This is a genomic window from Kribbella sp. NPDC048837, from assembly GCF_055586945.1.
In genome coordinates this window covers 16,009-32,757 of record NZ_JBVJHF010000003.1, presented here as the reverse complement: position 1 = coordinate 32,757, position 16,749 = coordinate 16,009, and the positions used below count along the sequence as shown (strand labels likewise).

The window sequence follows — 16,749 nt, the reverse complement described above, 5'->3', positions numbered from 1 at the left end:
TTCATCCTTTGACCGCGCCGCTCGTCATCCCGCCGACCAGCCGACGCTGGATCAGCAGGAAGACGATCAGCACCGGGAGCGAGAAGATCGCGGACGCCGCGATGGTGGCGCCGTTGTCGATGCCGTCGGACGTCTGGAACGAGACCAGCCAGACCGGCAGCGTGTAGTTGCTCTGCGACTTCAGGAACACGTAGGCGAACAGGTAGTCGTCCCACGCGCTGATGAAGGCGAAGATCGAGGTGGCCACGATGCCCGGGGCCAGTAGCGGGAGCTGGATGTGCCAGAAGGCGCCGAACCGGCCGCAGCCGTCGACCATCGCGGCTTCCTCGAGCTCCAGCGGGATACCGGCCACGAAGCCGCGCAGGGTCCAGATCGTGAACGGCAGGACGAACGTCATGTAGGTGATGATCAGCCCCGGCACGAAGTCGATCGCGCCGACCGAGCGCAGCATCAGGTACAGCGGGATCACCATCGCCGACCCCGGCACCATCTGGACCAGCACCAGGCCGACCAGGAACGCCCGGCGGCCGAGGAACCGGAACCGGGCCAGCGCGATCGCGGCGCCGAGGGCAACGATCAGCGCGATCAGCACTGTCGACACCGAGACCAGCAGCGAGTTGCCGACGTACCGCAGGAACGTGCCGTGGGTGAGTGCGGTGTGGAAGTTCTCCAGGCTCAACGGCCAGGGGACGAACTCCGGTGTCGCCGACAGGATCCTGCCGGGCTGCTTCAGCGCGGTGGCGAACATCCAGTAGACCGGGAAGATCACCACCAGCGACACCAGGACGGCGATCGTGTTGGGGAGTGCGCGTCTGCGTCTCATCCGGTCACCTCGCCCTGGGCGAACAACCGCCGGACGTAGAGCACGGCCAGGACGGCGAGCAGCACGACGGTGACGATCGCGATGGCTGCGCCGCCGCCGTAGTCGTTGCGGGTGAAGGCTTCGAGGTACGAGTACACGCCGAGCGTCGTCGTACCGCCGTCGGGGCCGCCCTGGGTGAGCACCCAGAACGGGGTGAAGGAGTTGACCGACCAGATCACCTCCAGCAGTACCAGTACGGCGAGCACCGGGCCGAGGATCGGCAGCGTGATGTGGCGCGCCATCGACCACCGCCCGGCGCCGTCCAGGCCGGCCGCTTCGTACAGGTCGTCGGGGATCTGGCCCATCGCGGCGTACAAGGTCAGGGCCACGAACGGCAGCCCTTTCCAGACGATCAGGGCGATGATCAGGAACAGGGCCTGACCCGGCGACGAGAACCAGTCGTGCGCGGAGAAGTCACCGAGGACCCGCACCTGCGTGATGACCCAGTTCAGGACGCCGTACTGCGGCTCGAACAGCCACCGCCAGATCATCGCCGCCGACACCATCGGCATCGCCCAGACCAGCACCAGGCACACCGACAGCATCACCCGGGCCCAGCCCGACACCTGCCGCAGCAGCGAGGCGAGCAGGAACCCGATCACCATCAGCGCGCCGACGCAGGCCACGCTGACGATCAGCGTCCGGAGCAGGACGTGCCAGAAGTCGCTGTCGCCGAGCACCCGGGTGAAGTTGCCCAGGCCAACGAACGGCGCCTCCCCGGTGAACAGCGACCGCGGCCCGAAGGCCTGCACCGACAGCCAGACCAGCCGGACCATCGGGTAGCCGAGGACGACCACGAACGCGATCACCGCCGGCCCGACCAGCCCGTACGGCGTGAGCCGTCCGAGCCGGTGGGGCCGGACCGGCCGGCCGGCGCGTGGTGGCGCCGGCGTGACGGTTCCCGTCTCCGGTGCTTGGGTGAGCGAGGTCATCAGCCGCTACCGTCAGCGCTGGCCGGACTGGGCGTTGAAGGCCTCGGTCGCGTGTTTGTCGTAGTCCTCGGCGGCCTTGGCGATGTCACTGCCCTTGGCGATCTTGGAGAAGAACTGCTCGTTGTAGCTCTCGGTCTCCAGGGTCGCCTCGCCCGGTGTCGACGGCAGGGCCTGGCTGACGGTCGCCGCCTGGGCGCCGAGCTTCAGCACCTCGGGCACGTCGTCGGTCGGCAGGAAGCCGGTGACGACCGGGAGCTGGTGGATGGTCCGGGTCATCGTCTGCTGGAAGGTCTTGCCGGTGACGATCTTCAGCCAGTCGACCGCCGTCTCCTTGTTCGGGCTGTTCTGCGCGATGCCGATGGTGGAGCCGGCCACGATCACCGGCAGCGGCTTGCCGGGCTCGTAGCCCGGCATGATGAAGTAGCCGGCATCCGCGGCGACCGCGGCGTTGATCTCCTTCACCGCGCCCGGCTCCCAGGCCTTCACGTAGATCATCGAGGCCTTCTGGTCGGCGAAGATCTGGTCCTGGTCAGGGCTGTCGGTGTTCGCGCCGATCGAGGACGGCGTCGAGCAGGCGTTCTGGAACCTCTTCCACTCCGCGAGGCCGGCCTGGTTCTCGGCGCTGCTCATCTCGGCGGCCCACTTGCCGTCGTTCTCGCTCGCGATCTTGCCGCCCTTGCCGAACAGGAACGGCATCCCGGCGAACCAGTACTGCCCGGGCATGTAGAACGCCGAGAAGTTCGGGGTCGCGGTGTGCGCCTTGGCCAGCTTCCCGCAGTCGGCGACCAGCTCGTCCAGCGTCGCCGGCGGCTTGGCGATGCCCGCGGCGGCGAACATCTTCTTGCTGTACATGACGACCTTCGTCCCGCCGTACAAGGGCGCCGCGTAGAGCTTGCCTTGGTACGTCGAGGGCCCGGCCAGGCCGGCCAGCCACTGGTCGGACGACTCGAAGTCGCCCTTGTCCGCGGTGAGCTCGGCCAACGCGCCGGAGGCGGTCAGCATCGGGGTCTGCGTATTGCCCATCTCGACGATGTCGGGCGGGTTGTCCGAGGCCAGTGCGGTGGTCAGTTTGGTGACGATGTTGTCCCACTGCTGCACCTCGACCTTGACCTGGACGTCGGGATGCTTCTGGTGGAACTCGTCGGTGACGTTCTGGATGATCTTGTTGTCGCCGGGGCCGCCGGTCATCATCCAGACCGTCAACTCGTTCGTCGGCGCCGACTTGCCCGGCCCTCCGCCGCCGCAGGCGGCCAGGGCGGTGAGGGCGGCGGAGATCGATGCGATGACAGCCAGCGTCTTGCAACGTGTCATGCTGGTTCCTCTTTCGCTGATGGGTCGACAGCGCAGCCGTCCAGCGAGGCCACGACGTCAGGGGCGGAGGTCGTGATCGAGGCGACCTGATGGCGCGCCACCCCGATCGAGGTGTAGTAGCCACTCAGGGCCGCGGCCATCGCACCCAGCAGGCCGCCGGAGTCCCCGAGCACGGATCGGCGCAGGTCGCTGTGCACGCCGACGGTCTCGTACGTCTCGGTGCTCACGGTCTGCAGGGCGGAGTCGCTGAACGCTCCGGAGAAGCCGCCGGTGAAGACGACCGTGCTCGGTTCGTACGCCAGGGCGACGATCGATACGAGGTGCAGCAGCGCCTCGTGGATCTCGTCGACGAGGCCGCCGAAGCGGTCCGGGTCGGCGAACACGTCGTCGGCCCTGGCGAGCCGGTGACCGGAGGCCTGGGCGAGGGCGAGCAGGCCGGCACCGGACAGCAGGTCCCGCAGGCGCTCTTTGCGACCGGGCAACCGCAGCCGGCCGAACTCGCCGAGCAGACCCTCGGGCCCGGCGAGCACCTGCCGGTTGAAGGCGACCGCCGAGCCGAGACCGGTGCCCAGGCTGAGCAGGACGACGGTCTCGTCCCTGGGCAGATCGCCGTAGTGCAGCTCACCGAGCAGAGCCAGGTTGGAGTCGTTGTCGATGATCGTCGGTACGCCGAGCTCGGCGCCGACGGTCCGGACGAAGGTGGTGCCGAGGATCTGCGGCAGGTTGAACGCGCCGACCACGCGGTCCTTGGTCGAGGCAACCACACCGGGCAGACCGATCGCCACGGACGTCAGCGGTACGCCGTCGCCGTACCGGTCGACCAGACCGAGCACGCGGGTCGCGATCCAGGACGCCAGCTCGGCGGCCTCGAGATCGCGTGGTGTCTCGTCCCGGCAGCGGATGATCGCCGAACCGATGCCGTCGGCGATCACCATCCGGCAGTATGTGCCGCCGAGATCGATCCCGCAGACCAGCCCGGACCGCGGGTTGAACCCGAGCGCGGCGGCTTGCCGGCCCGGGCCGTCCCGGACGATCTTGTGCTGCTCCAGGGCCAGCCCGTCGGCGAGCAGGTCGTCCACGATCCGGGCCACGGTGGCCCAGCTCAGTCCGGTCTGCTCGACCAGTTGCCGGCGGTCGATCCCGGCCTCGGACAGCAGCGCGGCGATGATCGCCCCGCGGTTGGCCGTCCGGGTCCCGGCACTGCCTCGTTCCAGCTTCGTCATTTATTCTCACGGTGAATAGAATTGGTTGAGGTGAGACAGTAGTCCCGGCATCCGGGCAGTGTCCAGGGATTCTCGGAGGTGTCCTGCATCGCGGGATCTGTGCGATTCGGCCACGGTGTGCGATGCTGTGCCGACTATGAGTGAGGTTGCCCGTCAGGACGTCGCGCTTCCGGTGGCCCCGCGGACCGCGGAGTCACTGGCCGGCAGCCTGCTGCAGCACCTCTCGCCGGTCACCGACGCGCTGGTCGAAACCATCTACGCGCAGAACCCCGCCTATCGCGAGCTTGACTCGGTCCCGGCGGACGACCTGTGGCGCTCGTGTCACGACAACGTCGCCCGGGTCGTGCAGATGATCGCCGGCACGGACCGCCACCTGGGCCGGTCCGCGACAGTGGACTACTTCGATGCGGCGCGGGAGACCGGACGGCGCCGGGCCGAGCAGCGGATGCCGCTCGACGACGTGCTCCGCTCGTTCCGCCTGGGTGGCCGGCTGGTGTGGGAGGCGCTGATCGACGAGGCCCGGGCCCAGGGCGTGGTCGACTCCGACGCCCTGCTGGATGTCGCGAGCAAGGTCTGGGAAGTCGTCGACAGTACGTCGTCGCAGGTCGCGGCCGCGTATCACGCCGCGGAGCGGCACCTCGTCCGCGCCGACGAGCGACGACGATCGATGCTCTGGGAAGGGTTGCTGCACGGCCGCGCGAAGGACCGGGCGTTCGTCCTGGAGGCGGCCACGGTCCTCGACGTCCCGGTGAACGGTGCGTACGCCGTGGTCGCGATCGACAACCTGGTCGACGACGAGTGCACGGTCGCGTCGCTCGCCCGGCGGTTGGCCGGCGTCCGGGTCGCCTCGGCGTGGCAGGTGCGCACCCACACGGTCGTCGGATTGCTTGCCCTGGGCACCGAATCTCCGGACGCCGTTCTCCGATCGCTGCGCGCCGCCGTCCGGGCGCCCGCGGGGATGTCCGGGGTCGTCTCCGGACTGGCTGATGTGGACGTCGCGTACCGGCAGGCGACACTGGCCCGGCGGACGCTGCCGGCCGGCCAGATCGGGGTGGCGTCACTGACCGAGCGGCTCCCGGAAGCCTTGCTGCTCAGCGCTCCGGAGCTGGCCGAGCAACTCGTCCAGACGTGGCTGGTGCCGCTCCTGGAAGTGCCGGAAGCCGAACGTGAACTACTGCTGGACACCCTCGAGAGATGGGTGGCCGCGGGCGGTTCCGTCCGGCGCACAGCCGAGTTGGCGTACTGCCATCGCAACACGGTGATCAATCGGCTGCACCGGATCCATCAGATCACCGGCCGCGACCTCACCGACGCCGCATCGCACCTGGATCTCGGCCTCGCGATCCGGGCCATCAGGCTGTTCCCACCGCGCGCCGGATGAGCTCGGCGGCTGTGCGTTGTGCACAGCCGGGCCGGTCCGAACGTAGGCGTTCTGGCCATGCCGCGACGCCTTTCCCACTGTCAGACTGCGTTCCCAGCATTGGTCGAACACGGAGGAATCTTTGATGGCCGAACACCGTCGGTCGCCGGACGAGTCACCACAGCAGCCGGCCGGAGTGCGCGGCCTGCTGGGCCGCCGTCGCGTTCTCGGGTATCTGCTCGCCGCGCCGACCCTCGCGGTCGGGGTGAGCTGGCTCGCCGACTCGGCGGACCCGCGGGCGGCGGATGCCGCCGTACCGTCGCTGCCGCAGCCCGAGGACATCTTCGACCTCGGCGATCTGCAGAACCTCGCGGCCCTTCCCACGTCCGGCCTGATCTCGGTCGAGCTGAAGACCGACGGCACCGCGTTCTTCGCCGTTCCCCGGGCCGAGGTCGGCCAGGGCGTGACGACGTCGATCGCGATGATGGTCGCCGAGGAGCTGGACCTGCCGATGGACAAGATCACCATCGGGCTGGCCGACGCACGGCCGGAGTTGCTGATGAATCAGCTGACCGGCGGTTCGAACTCGATGCGCAGCATGTACATCCCGGTCCGTACGGCCGCCGCGATCACCCGGCAGCGCCTGGTGGACACGGCCGCCGCGCAGTGGGGTGTGCCGGCCGCCAAGCTGACGACGCGCAACGGTGTGATCAGTGGACCGAGCGGGCGGACGGCCACGTACGGATCGCTGGCCCGGGCCGCCGCGAGTTCGCAGACGATCACGGTGTCGGCCGAGCTCAAGCCCCGGTCGGAGTTCACCGTCCTCGGGCGCCCGCACAACCGGGTCGACGCGCATGACATCGTCACCGGCCGCAAGCAGTTCGGGATGGACATGGACGTCCCGGGCGCCAAGCCGACCATGGTGGCCCGGCCGCCGACGATCAACGGCACCGTCAAGTCGGTCAACAATCTGGCCGAAGTCCGCGCGATGCCCGGCATCACGGACGTCGTCGCCATCACGCACGGCGTGGCGATCCGGGGTGAGACGTTCGGTCAGTGCATCGACGCCATCCAGGTGGTCGACGCGACCTGGGGCCCGGGAACGGTGGACAACGAGTCCGATGCCACCGTGCTCGCGAAGCTCCGTGCGGCACAGCTCCCGATGGCCGTGCCGCCGCTGCTGTCGAACACGATCGACGCCGAGTTCGTCTTCGCCTTCGCCAGCAACAGCCCGCTGGAGCCGGACTGTGCGATCGCCGACGTCCGCCCGGACAGCGTGGAGATCTGGTCCTGCCTCAAGGTGCCGATCGTCGCCCAGGAGGACATCGCCAAGCGGCTCGGCCTGCCGATCGACGCGGTGAAGGTGCACGTCATCCAGGGCGGCGGCTCGTTCGGCCGGCACCTGTTCCACGACGTGGCGGCCGAGGCGGCGGAGATCTCGCAGAAGATGGGCAAGCCGGTCAAGCTGTCCTGGTCGCGGACGGACAACTTCCGCCAGGGCCGCGTCCACCCGATGTGTACGTCGCGGGTCCGGGTGAACTACCTTGCCGGGAACGTCCTGAGCTACGAGCAGCGGCACACCAGCGTGCAGACCGAGTTCGGTCACGGACTCGGCGAGATGATCACGTCGACCGCCGCGCATCTGCCGGTCGGCGGCAACCTCTCGTTCGCCGAGACGATCTTCGCGCTCAGCCAGTCCTCGCCGTACAACTTCGGGGTCACCACACAGTTGCTGAACGAGATCCCGCTGAAGTTCAACACCGGCAGCATGCGCAACATCTACTCGCCGAACGTGGTGTGTGCCGAGGAGCTCGTGGTCGACCGGCTCGCGGCCAAGATGGGCCAGGACCCGGTGCGGTTCCGCCGCAACTTCCTCAAGGATCAGCGTTTGCTGGCGGTGCTGAACAAGGCGGCCGAGGCCGGCCACTGGGGCAGGACGATGCCGAAGGGCATGGCGCAGGGTGTGGCGGTGCACTCGGAGTACCGGGGCGCGGTCGCGACGCTGGTCGAGATCGACTGCCGGCCGGAGACGGTGAACAGGCCTGTTCCGCACGGTGTGAGCGGTCCGCGGGTGACCAAGGCACTGATCGTGGTGGATCCCGGGTTCTGCATCAACCCCCGCGGGCTGGAAGCGCAGATGATCGGCGGTTTGCAGGACGCCGTCGCGCTCGCGCTGACCTCGAGCCTGCACATCAAGGACGGCATGCCACTCGAAGGCAGTTGGGACGACTACTTCTACACCCGGCAGTGGAATACGCCTCGGGACGTCGAAGTGATCATCATGCCCAACACCAGCGACAACCCCAGTGGCGCCGGTGAGCTGGCGGTGGCGCCGGCCTTCGCCGCGATCGCGTGTGCCTACGCTCGTGCCACCGGGACGATGCCGACGTACTTCCCGATCAACCACGGCACGCTCGGTTTCGAACCGCTGCCGCTGGAGCCGTCCACCCCGCAGTCACCCACCGACGGTCTCGACCACACGTTCTGAGGAATTCATGGCAACGCACACTTTCAAACTCAACGGCAAGCAGATCAAGGTCGAGGCCGAAGGCAACGTTCGTCTGCTCTGGGTGCTCCGCGACCTGCTCGGCGTCACCGGGCCGAAGTACGGGTGCGCGCTGGAGGTCTGCAAGTCCTGCACCTCGCACATCAACGGCAAGGCCTTCAACCCGTGCGCGGTTCAGGTCAAGGAAATCCAGCCGGCCGACGAGATCACCACCATCGAAGGCCTGCCAGCGACCGTCGGCAAGGACCTGCACCCGATGCAGCAGGCCTGGCTCGACCACGACGTCTCCCAGTGCGGCTACTGCCAGCCCGGCCAGATCATGGCGGCCGTGGCCAAGGTCAAGCAGGCCCATGCGGCGGGCCGCGAGATCACGGACGCGGACCTCGACGAGCTGCGCAACATCTGCCGGTGCGGCACCTACTCGCGGATCCGTGAGGCCATCAAGGCCGGCGCCGAGGACATGTGAGGCGGCGTGCGTGAGCTGCTCCCGCACCTCCGGCAGTGGTACGGCGAGGGCGGGCGGTTCGCCGTTGCCACGGTGATCGACACCTTCCGGTCGGCGCCCCGCCAGCCGGGCGCGGCCATGGCCGTGTCCGGCGACGGCGTTGTGGTGGGCAGTGTCTCCGGCGGCTGCGTCGAGTCCGACTTGTACGAGGTGGCTCGCGAGGTCATCAAGACCGGCCTGCCGGCTGTGCGACGGTACGGCGTCTCCGATGACGATGTCTTCGCCGTGGGACTGACGTGTGGGGGAGTGATCGAGCTCCTGGTGCAGCCAGTCGATCTGGCGTCGTTCGCCGACTTCGATGCGGTCACCGATGCCGTCGATGCGGGCCGACCGGTCGCCGTCGCGACTGTGGTCACCACCGGAGAGAGCCTGGGGCAGCGGTTGGTCGTCTGTCCGGACGGAGTCACCGGCAGTGTCGGTGACTCCGGCTTGGATGCTGCCGTCGTCGAGGACGCGGTGGCCATGCTCGACCAGGGCTCCACCGCGATCCGGTACTACGGCGCGCAGGGCGAGTGTCAGCGGGCTGAGGTCGCCGTGTTCGTCCAGGCGTTCACGCCGCCGCCGCGGATGTTCGTGTTCGGCGCGATCGACTTCGCGGCCGCCATGGCGCGTGCGGGCAAGTTTCTCGGTTACCACGTGACGGTGTGCGACGCGCGTGGAGTGTTCGCCACTCGGCAGCGGTTTCCCGAGGCGGACGAGGTGGTCGTCCGCTGGCCGCATCGCTTCCTGGCGGAGGCGCTCGACCAGGGCCTGGTGGATCGGCGCACCGTCCTGTGTGTGCTGACCCACGATCCGAAGTTCGACGTACCGCTGCTGGAGGTGGCGTTGCGGACCGACGCCGGCTACATCGGCGCGATGGGATCACGCCGTACGCACGAGGATCGGGTGACCCGGTTGCGAGCGGTCGGCGTGACCGAGGCGGAGCTCGCCCGGCTGTCGTCACCCACCGGTCTGGACCTCGGCGCGCGGACCCCGGAGGAGACCGCGATCTCCATCGCGGCGGAGATCATCGCGTCGCGGTCCTCGGCCAGCGGCCGGCCCTTGTCGACGACCAAGGGCCGGATCCACGGCGAGCCGGCGGGCGTGTCCTAGGCGATCTTGCGCACGCCGATCCCAGGGCTGCTCAGGAAGTCGAGCAGCAGGGCGTTGATCTGATCGGGTACGTCGAGTTGTGGCCAGTGGCCGACGCCGTCGATCCGCTCGTACCGCCACGGGGCGTCGACGAAAGCCGCCGTACCGGTCAGGGCCTGTTCCGTGATGGCGAGATCCTCGGAACTCCAGATGCCCATGGTCGGTGCCTGGATGGGCGGGAGCTCCGTCGGAGGCCGGATCAGCGATTCCGGGGGCAGGATCGCCCGGTACACCGCGAGGCTCGCGGTGAGGGCCGCGGGGTCGCGGAGGTGTGCGATGACAGAGTCGATGTCCGGGTGCCGGCTCCAGGTCCGCAGATTGGCGAAGTCGTCGGCAGCGAGCCAGCGTTCGGCGACGCCGGGGAACTGGAACAGCAGCATGTACCACGACTTCTCCCGCTGCTCCCAGCCCGCGGCCGCGAACGCCGCCGGGTGACCGACCGACAGACAGGTCAGGCTGGCGACTCGTTCGGGCGCCAGGGCGGCGAGCACCGCACCGATCGCACCGCCCCAGTCATGCCCCACGACCTCGGCCTGTGGTGCCCCGAGGACGTCGAGGAGTCCGATGAGATCGCTGACCAGCTGGATCATTCCGTAGCTCTCGACGGTGCCGGGCTTGTCCGAGAGCCCGAATCCGCGGAGGTCGGGCGCGATGATCCGGTAGCCGGCCTCGCCGAGTGCGCTGATCTGGTGGCGCCAGACCTCGTGGGTGTCCGGCCAGCCGTGGAGCAGGAGGACGGGCCGGCCGGTGCCGTGGTCCTCGACCTCGAGGACCGTTCCGTTGATGTCGAGGCGCATGGCGAGCTCCTTTCAGGCGATGGCGGACAGGAGTTCGCCGCGGTTGGGACCGGGTAGTGGGTACTGCGGTGCGTTGGCGCCGAGAGTGAGGACCCGACCGACCAGACCGGGTGCTGCCAGTGCCTCCTGCGGAGTGCACAGCATCGAGACGACGGACACATAGGCACGCAGTACGTCGGGATCGTGGCGGGCCGCGGCGTACAGCGCTTTGCTCATCGCCCAGGCGGCGTCCGAGGTGTGGTAGGGCTCCCCGGCGACGTCCCCGGCGATCTCGTTCAGCCGGTGCCGGTCGAAGCCGACGGTCATCCGGTACAGCGGGGTGACCGTGCTCTCGGTGATCTCGTCGAACCGCCGTACCAGCTTCTCCGGCTGGTCCGGGCCGACGTCGCGGAGCAGGTCGCGGAGGGCGCAGGCGTGCAGCATCCCGATCGACGCGCCGCGACCGAGCGAGGGGTTGGTACACGCCCACGCGTCGCCGACCGCGACGAGCCCGGTGACCACCGGTTCGCCGTCGACGACGTACCGGCGGTAGCGGTCCTCGATGCCGGCGATCACCTGGACGTCGGTGATCGGTTCGGCCTCGCCCCAGTGGGCCACCGTCGGATAGAGCTTCAGCGCCGCCTGCCAGGCGGACGCGTCGCGCAGCCCGCGCACCTGCTTGTCCCGCGCGGACGTGATGAACCCGACGCCCCAGGTGTCGTTGTCACAGGGCAGCGTCAGGACCGACAGGCTGTCGAAGTGCTGGAGCAATGTGCCCAGGGCCGCGGGGCGGGATCCGTCGGCCGAGCGGAAGTGGCGGGCGTAGTACACGAATCCCGAGTCCTCGCGCTCCTCGTGCGGCCGGCGGCCACCGGCGGACTCGATCATCGTGCTGACCTGCGACCGCCGCCCGGTCGCGTCGACGACGAGGTCGGCACGGAGTACGGCGCCACCGTCGAGCACGACCCCGGTCACGTGGGGTGCGGCTGCGACCGAGCTAGGCCCGGTGAGCAGTCCGGTGACCGTGACGCCGCGGCGGATCTCGACACCGGGAGTCGTCCGGGCGACAGCGGCGACGGCTGCCTCGAGGATCGGGCGCCGGGCCGTCACCGTGCCGAAGCGCTCGTCGCCGTCCCGCCGGCCACCGGTCAGCTCGGCCGGCAGCTCGTCGAACACGTTCACGCGGGTGCCGCCGAGGGCGATCAACTGCTCGAGCACGGCCGGCAGTTCGTGCTGCATCAGTGTCCGCCAGCGGGGCAGCATGAAGTGCAGCTGGCGGAACTGGTTCACGCCCGGCCGTTGCCAGTCGCGCCAAACGTCGTCGCCCGGACCCGCGTCGTCGCGTTCCAGGATCGTCACGCGGTGGCCGTCGCGGGCCAGGAGCATCGCTGTGACCAGGCCGTTCAGGCCTGCGCCCAGCACGAGGATCTGCGCCATGTCGCACCTCCGGAGCCGTCAATCAGTGCCGGAAGCGTGCGGCAGGGACCTGTTCACCTTCCAGACCGATCACTGTCCATTCGCTGTCCAATCACTGTCCGGGGCGTCCATCCGTCTTGACCGTCAACCGGGCGCGGGGCAAGTTGGACTGAGGGGGTGTGGCGCATGACGAGCCGTGGCAGGTCGACGCCGACAGCGCAGCTGGGCGCGAGCACGGTCGCGGATCGGCTCCGGCAGGCGCGACGCCGGCGGTTCGTCGGGCGGGCCGGTGAACTCGACTTGTTCCGGACCGCGTTGACGCCGGGCGAGGCCGGTTTCACGGTGCTGTTCGTGCACGGGCCGGGCGGGATCGGGAAGACCACACTGCTGGGCGCTCTCGCCGAGGCCGCCGAGGAGGCGAATGCCACGGCGGTGCGGCTGGATGCGCGGACGATCGAGCCGTCGCCGCCCGCGTTCCACGCTGCGCTCGGCGCGGCTCTCGGCGTACCGGACCGGGCGGCGTCGCTGGAGGGCATCCCGCGCCCGATTCTGTTCATCGACACCTACGAGCAGTTGACGCCGCTGGACAACTGGTTGCGTGAGGAGTTCCTGCCGGCGCTTCCCGCGGACGCCCTGGTCGTGGTGGCCGGGCGGATTCCGCCGTCGCCGCAGTGGGCCAGCGATCCCGGCTGGGGTGAGCTTCTGCGAGTGGTTGCCCTGCGCAACTTGCAGCCCGACGACGCGCGCGCGTACCTGCACGCCGCGGGTGTGGCCGAGGACCTGCACGGCCGGGTGCTCGGGATGACTCACGGCCATCCGCTCGCACTGTCCCTGCTGGTCGACGTCGTCGAGCAGCACCGGGGTGCGCTCGCGCCGGGCCTGTCCCTGCAGGAGACGCCGGACGTGGTCCGGGTGCTGCTCGAACACTTCGTCGAGTGGGTCCCCAGCCCGCGGCACCGGGAGGCGTTGGAGGTCTGCGCGCACGCCAGGTTCACCACGGAAGACCTGCTGCGCACCGCGCTCGGCGGCGACGACGTACATGAGCTGTTCGGCTGGCTGCGCGGGTTGTCGTTCATCGAGGAGGACCCGTACGGCGTGTTCCCGCACGACGTGGCGCGCGACGTCCTCGACGCGGACCTGCGCTGGCGGGACCGTGCGTCGTACGCCGATCTGCATCGACGCGTACGCCGGCACCTGATCGAGCAGGCCCGCCGTACGACCGGGCTGGAACAGCACCGCTGGACCGCGGACATCATCTTCCTGCACCGTAACAACCCGGCGATGCGGAGCTTCTGGGACTGGGAGTCGTTCGGCCAGGCGTTCCCGGACGAGCTCCGCGACGAGGACCGCGCGCCGATCCTCGCGATGACCAGGCGGCACCAGGGGACCGAGCAGGCCGAGTTCGTGGCGCACTGGTTGGAGCATCCGGCCGCGACATTCGTTGCCATGCGGGCCGGAGCCGGCGAACCGATCGGGTACGCCGGGGAGATCTGCTTGGAGCAGGCCGGGGAGTCCGGCCTCGCTGCCGATCCCGCGGCCGCGGCGATCTGGGAGTACGCCCAGCGGCACGGCCCGCCGCGGCCGGGCGAGACCGTCTACGCGGCCAGGTTCTTCATGGATCGCGAGGCCTACCAGAAGCCGTCGCCGTCGAACAACGTGATCACCGCACGGCACATCCAGCATGTGCTCACGAGCCCGGGACTGTCCTGGGACTTCATCGCGTGTTTCGAGGACGCGGACTTCTGGGAGCCCTTCTTCGCCTACATCGACTACCACCGGGCCCACGAGGCGGAGTACGACATCGGGAACCATCACTACGCCGTGTACGCCCACGACTTCCGGCGGCTGGGGCCGTTGGACTGGCTGGAACTGATGTCCGATCGGGAGATCGGCGCCCCGGCCGGACCACCGACCGGCGCCGATCCGGAGTTGGTGCTCTCCCAACCCGAATTCGCCCAGGCCGTCCGTGCCGCCCTGCGGTCTCTGCACCGGCCGGACCGGCTCGCCGGCAACCCGCTCCTGCGATCCAGGCTGATCCGCGACCGCGGTGACCCATCCGCCGAAACGCTGCGTACGCTCGTCCTCGAGGCGGCCGAGTCCCTCCGGGCCGACCCCCGTGACGACAGACCCTTCCGGGCTGTCGACCGTACCTTCCTCCGCCCGGCCACCACCCAGGAACGTGCCGCCGAGGTCCTCGGCCTGCCCTTCACCACCTACCGCCGCCACCTCACCCGAGGCGTCGACCGCATCACCGACTGGCTCTGGACCCGGGAACTCCACGGCCCCCAGGGCTGAGCCGGGTCAGCCGGGGCTTGTGGTGCTGGCGATCAGGTCGATCTGGTTCAGGTCGGGGTTGCAGGGGAAGAGGATCAGTTCGTCGCAGCCTGCTTCGGTGAAGCCGGTGACGGTGTCGGAGAGCCGTTCGGGTGTGGTGATGGCGCCAGCCGCGGCTCGTTCGGCGTACGGGCCGGCGAAGGCGTAGTAGTCGCCGAGGTACTGGCGGGCGTGGTCTTCGGCGTCCGGGCCGAGGCTGACGTAGCCGATGGCGACGAGGCGGGGAGTGCCGTCGCGGCCCGCGGCCTGCCAGGAATCGCGGGCCTGCTGTGCGCCGGCGGCGAAGGCGTCGGGGCCACCGGCGCCGAGGATCCAGCCGGCGCCGTACTCGGTCATGCGGCGGAACGCGGCCGGCGAGCCGCCGCCGATGACCAGCGGGGGACCGCCGGGGCTGACCGGGGTCGGTCCGATCGCTCCGGCGTACCCTCGCGACGCTCCGGACCAGATGGCGCGCATCTCGGTGAGTTGGGCGTCGAAAGCCTTGCCCCGGGTCGCGTATGGCGATGCCGTCGCTTCGAAGTCGTCGGGACGGGCGCCGACCGCGATGCCGACCGTCAGCCGGCCTTGGGAGATGACGTCGATGGTGGCCAGCTGCTTGGCCAGGACCGCGCCGTTCCCGCGGTACGGGCCGATCATGATCGCGGTCGTCAGCCCGATCCGTTCGGTCACGGCCGCGGCGGCGGCCAGCGCCGGCACTGTCTCCAGGTTGCCGTAGACGACGCGATCGAGGGTCGCCAGGGTCGAGAAGCCGGCCGCTTCCGCGGCTCTGGCCCAGTCGAGGATCAGCCGGCCGGGAATGCCGGGGATCGTGGACGGAAGTCCGATGCCGATCTTCATCTGCCGCTCCCTGCGTTGCTGCCGAACCGAGCGAGGCACTCCACAGCCGAACATACCCGCGAGCCCGCACCTCGTGCACCCCTACCAATCGGCGGCACCGGCACGCCCTGGCTGGTGCTTGCTGTAGGCAACCAGATGCCCACGGCTCGCGTACGCCGACCTCGTGATCCTCTCCGACAACCCGACTCGCTCTTCGACATCGAGGTCCTCACCACCATGGTCGGCGGTCACATCGAACATTGCGCCGACAGCGACCTGTGCTGACTAGGCGCCCGGCCAGAGTGACTGGCTGATGGTGGTGCCGAGGAAGATGCCGCCGAGGGCGGCGGTGATGGATGCCGCGATGTTGGCGACGGCGAGGAACTTGGCGTCTTCCTCGATCAGGCGCAGGGTTTCGTAGGAGAAGGTCGAGTACGTCGTCAGGGCGCCGCAGAAGCCGATGCCGGCGAGGAGCTGGAGCTGGTGCGGCACGCCGCCGGCGACGATGCCGAGAACGACCGATCCGGTGACGTTGACGGTGAAGGTTCCCCACGGGAAGACGGTGTCGTGGCGGGCCTGGATCGCGCGGTCGGTGAGGTAGCGCAGGGGTGCGCCGATCGCGGCGCCGGCGATGACGAGGAGCAGGTTCACCGATCCGCCTCGCGTCCGGCGTACCGGATCACCTCACAGTCGTCGAGGATCACCAGGCCTTCGGTGACGAGCTCGTCGAGCTGGGGGAGGAACGCGTCGACGCGGCAGTGGGTGTCGACGATGACGATCACCATCGGCAGGTCGTCGGACAGGCTGAGCAGCCGGCTGGTGTGGATCAGGTTCGACGCGCCGTACCCCTCGATGCCGCGCAGGACGGTCGCGCCCGCCAGTCCGGCGTGGTGAGCGCGGTGCACGATCTCGGCGTACAGCGGTTTGTGGTGCCAGCGGTCGGACTCGCCGATCATGATCGTGAGCCGTACGGCGGTGCCGGTGAGCCTCATCGTTGCCTCCAGTTGACCAGTGCCCGGGTGAGGTTGGCCGTCGCCCAGACCGCGATCAGCGCCCCGCCGACAGTTGCCACGAGATAGAGCAGGGCGGTCCCGGCGTGCCGGCCGGCGACCAGGCGCTGGATCTCCAGCGCGTACGTCGAGAACGTCGTGAACCCGCCCAGCACACCGGTGCCGAGGAACGGGCGGAGCAGCCGCCGCCGGGTCAGCACGTCGGTCACCACGACCATCAGGATCCCGATCAGGGCGCAGCCGGCCACGTTGATGACGAAGGTGGCCCAGGGCAACCCGCCGGCCGCGGTCGGCCAGGCCTGGCCGATCAGGTACCGCGCGGCCGCTCCGACGGCGCCGCCGACCGCGACGGCGATCAGCAGGACGGGGTCACGGGTACGGCGAACGTCGCGATCGGCCCGTAGGTCGACATCGGAGTCGACGGGTTCGCGGACGAGCGGATCTGTCTGCTCATGCTCCACCGGGGAGTCTCCCTACCTGGACACGGTGATCTACAGGTAGGGACTGTTGGTCGCCAGGACGGCGACGGTTCGGGCCGGCGAGCCCCACCGCCGGTCAAGCCTCACC

General features: G+C 69.4%; 15 protein-coding genes. 5 read left to right on the top strand and 10 right to left on the bottom strand.

Annotated features, from left to right (window positions below):
• Window position 1: 1 nt before the first annotated feature.
• Genes ACZ6O0_RS15825 through ACZ6O0_RS15810 form a run of 4 tightly spaced genes read right to left on the bottom strand, consistent with a single transcriptional unit; the run spans window position 2 to window position 4,328 of the window.
• Window positions 2-823, bottom strand: coding sequence for a carbohydrate ABC transporter permease (locus ACZ6O0_RS15825; protein ID WP_465765632.1), 822 nt, complete (start codon window positions 821-823; stop codon window positions 2-4).
• A complete protein-coding gene (locus ACZ6O0_RS15820) occupies window positions 820-1,794 on the bottom strand; it encodes a carbohydrate ABC transporter permease (protein ID WP_465765631.1) in 975 nt (324 codons plus the stop codon). The genes ACZ6O0_RS15825 and ACZ6O0_RS15820 overlap by 4 nt, the downstream gene beginning before the upstream one ends.
• Window positions 1,795-1,806: 12 nt before the next feature.
• On the bottom strand, window positions 1,807-3,105 hold the full coding sequence (locus ACZ6O0_RS15815) for an extracellular solute-binding protein (protein ID WP_465765630.1): 1,299 nt from the start codon (window positions 3,103-3,105) through the stop codon (window positions 1,807-1,809).
• The gene (locus ACZ6O0_RS15810) at window positions 3,102-4,328 is read right to left on the bottom strand and encodes an ROK family transcriptional regulator (protein WP_465765629.1); all 1,227 of its coding nucleotides are present in this window, start codon (window positions 4,326-4,328) and stop codon (window positions 3,102-3,104) included. Before ACZ6O0_RS15810 ends, ACZ6O0_RS15815 begins: the two co-directional genes overlap by 4 nt.
• 136 nt (window positions 4,329-4,464) lie before the next feature.
• On the opposite strand from ACZ6O0_RS15810, the gene ACZ6O0_RS15805 reads away from it, so the two are divergent.
• The 4 genes from ACZ6O0_RS15805 to ACZ6O0_RS15790 all read left to right on the top strand — a co-directional run bounded on the left by ACZ6O0_RS15805 (window position 4,465) and on the right by ACZ6O0_RS15790 (window position 9,791).
• Window positions 4,465-5,709 (top strand): PucR family transcriptional regulator, encoded by a 1,245-nt coding sequence (locus tag ACZ6O0_RS15805; protein ID WP_465765628.1) that lies wholly within the window; start codon window positions 4,465-4,467, stop codon window positions 5,707-5,709.
• Window positions 5,710-5,833: 124 nt separating this feature from the next.
• Complete coding sequence (locus ACZ6O0_RS15800; protein WP_465765627.1) at window positions 5,834-8,176, top strand: molybdopterin cofactor-binding domain-containing protein; 2,343 nt, start codon at window positions 5,834-5,836, stop codon at window positions 8,174-8,176.
• A gap of 7 nt (window positions 8,177-8,183) precedes the next feature.
• The gene (locus tag ACZ6O0_RS15795; protein WP_465765626.1) at window positions 8,184-8,660 is read left to right on the top strand and encodes a (2Fe-2S)-binding protein; all 477 of its coding nucleotides are present in this window, start codon (window positions 8,184-8,186) and stop codon (window positions 8,658-8,660) included.
• A 6-nt stretch (window positions 8,661-8,666) separates the two neighbouring features.
• Window positions 8,667-9,791: an XdhC family protein gene (locus ACZ6O0_RS15790; protein WP_465765625.1), complete on the top strand. Its 1,125-nt coding sequence runs from the start codon at window positions 8,667-8,669 to the stop codon at window positions 9,789-9,791.
• On the opposite strand, the gene ACZ6O0_RS15785 is transcribed toward ACZ6O0_RS15790, so the two are convergent.
• Window positions 9,788-10,627, bottom strand: coding sequence for an alpha/beta fold hydrolase (locus ACZ6O0_RS15785; RefSeq protein WP_465765624.1), 840 nt, complete (start codon window positions 10,625-10,627; stop codon window positions 9,788-9,790). The two genes, ACZ6O0_RS15790 and ACZ6O0_RS15785, sit on opposite strands and share 4 nt — an antisense overlap.
• Window positions 10,628-10,639: 12 nt before the next feature.
• Window positions 10,640-12,043, bottom strand: a complete 1,404-nt coding sequence (locus tag ACZ6O0_RS15780) for an FAD-dependent oxidoreductase (protein ID WP_465765623.1) — start codon at window positions 12,041-12,043, stop codon at window positions 10,640-10,642.
• A gap of 165 nt (window positions 12,044-12,208) precedes the next feature.
• On the opposite strand from ACZ6O0_RS15780, the gene ACZ6O0_RS15775 reads away from it, so the two are divergent.
• Window positions 12,209-14,317 carry an AAA family ATPase gene (locus ACZ6O0_RS15775; RefSeq protein ID WP_465765622.1) on the top strand — a complete coding sequence of 703 codons (2,109 nt, stop codon included), beginning with the start codon at window positions 12,209-12,211 and terminating at the stop codon, window positions 14,315-14,317.
• A 6-nt stretch (window positions 14,318-14,323) separates the two neighbouring features.
• On the opposite strand, the gene ACZ6O0_RS15770 is transcribed toward ACZ6O0_RS15775, so the two are convergent.
• The 4 genes from ACZ6O0_RS15770 to crcB (ACZ6O0_RS15755) form a co-directional block, all read right to left on the bottom strand.
• A complete protein-coding gene (locus ACZ6O0_RS15770; RefSeq protein WP_465765621.1) occupies window positions 14,324-15,193 on the bottom strand; it encodes an LLM class flavin-dependent oxidoreductase in 870 nt (289 codons plus the stop codon).
• Window positions 15,194-15,457: 264 nt separating this feature from the next.
• Window positions 15,458-15,823, bottom strand: a complete 366-nt coding sequence (gene crcB, locus ACZ6O0_RS15765; protein WP_465765620.1) for a fluoride efflux transporter CrcB — start codon at window positions 15,821-15,823, stop codon at window positions 15,458-15,460.
• Window positions 15,820-16,164, bottom strand: a complete 345-nt coding sequence (locus ACZ6O0_RS15760) for a DUF190 domain-containing protein (RefSeq protein WP_465765619.1) — start codon at window positions 16,162-16,164, stop codon at window positions 15,820-15,822. Before ACZ6O0_RS15760 ends, crcB (ACZ6O0_RS15765) begins: the two co-directional genes overlap by 4 nt.
• Window positions 16,161-16,643 carry a fluoride efflux transporter CrcB gene (gene crcB, locus ACZ6O0_RS15755; RefSeq protein WP_465765618.1) on the bottom strand — a complete coding sequence of 161 codons (483 nt, stop codon included), beginning with the start codon at window positions 16,641-16,643 and terminating at the stop codon, window positions 16,161-16,163. Before crcB (ACZ6O0_RS15755) ends, ACZ6O0_RS15760 begins: the two co-directional genes overlap by 4 nt.
• Between the last annotated feature and the right edge of the window lie 106 nt (window positions 16,644-16,749).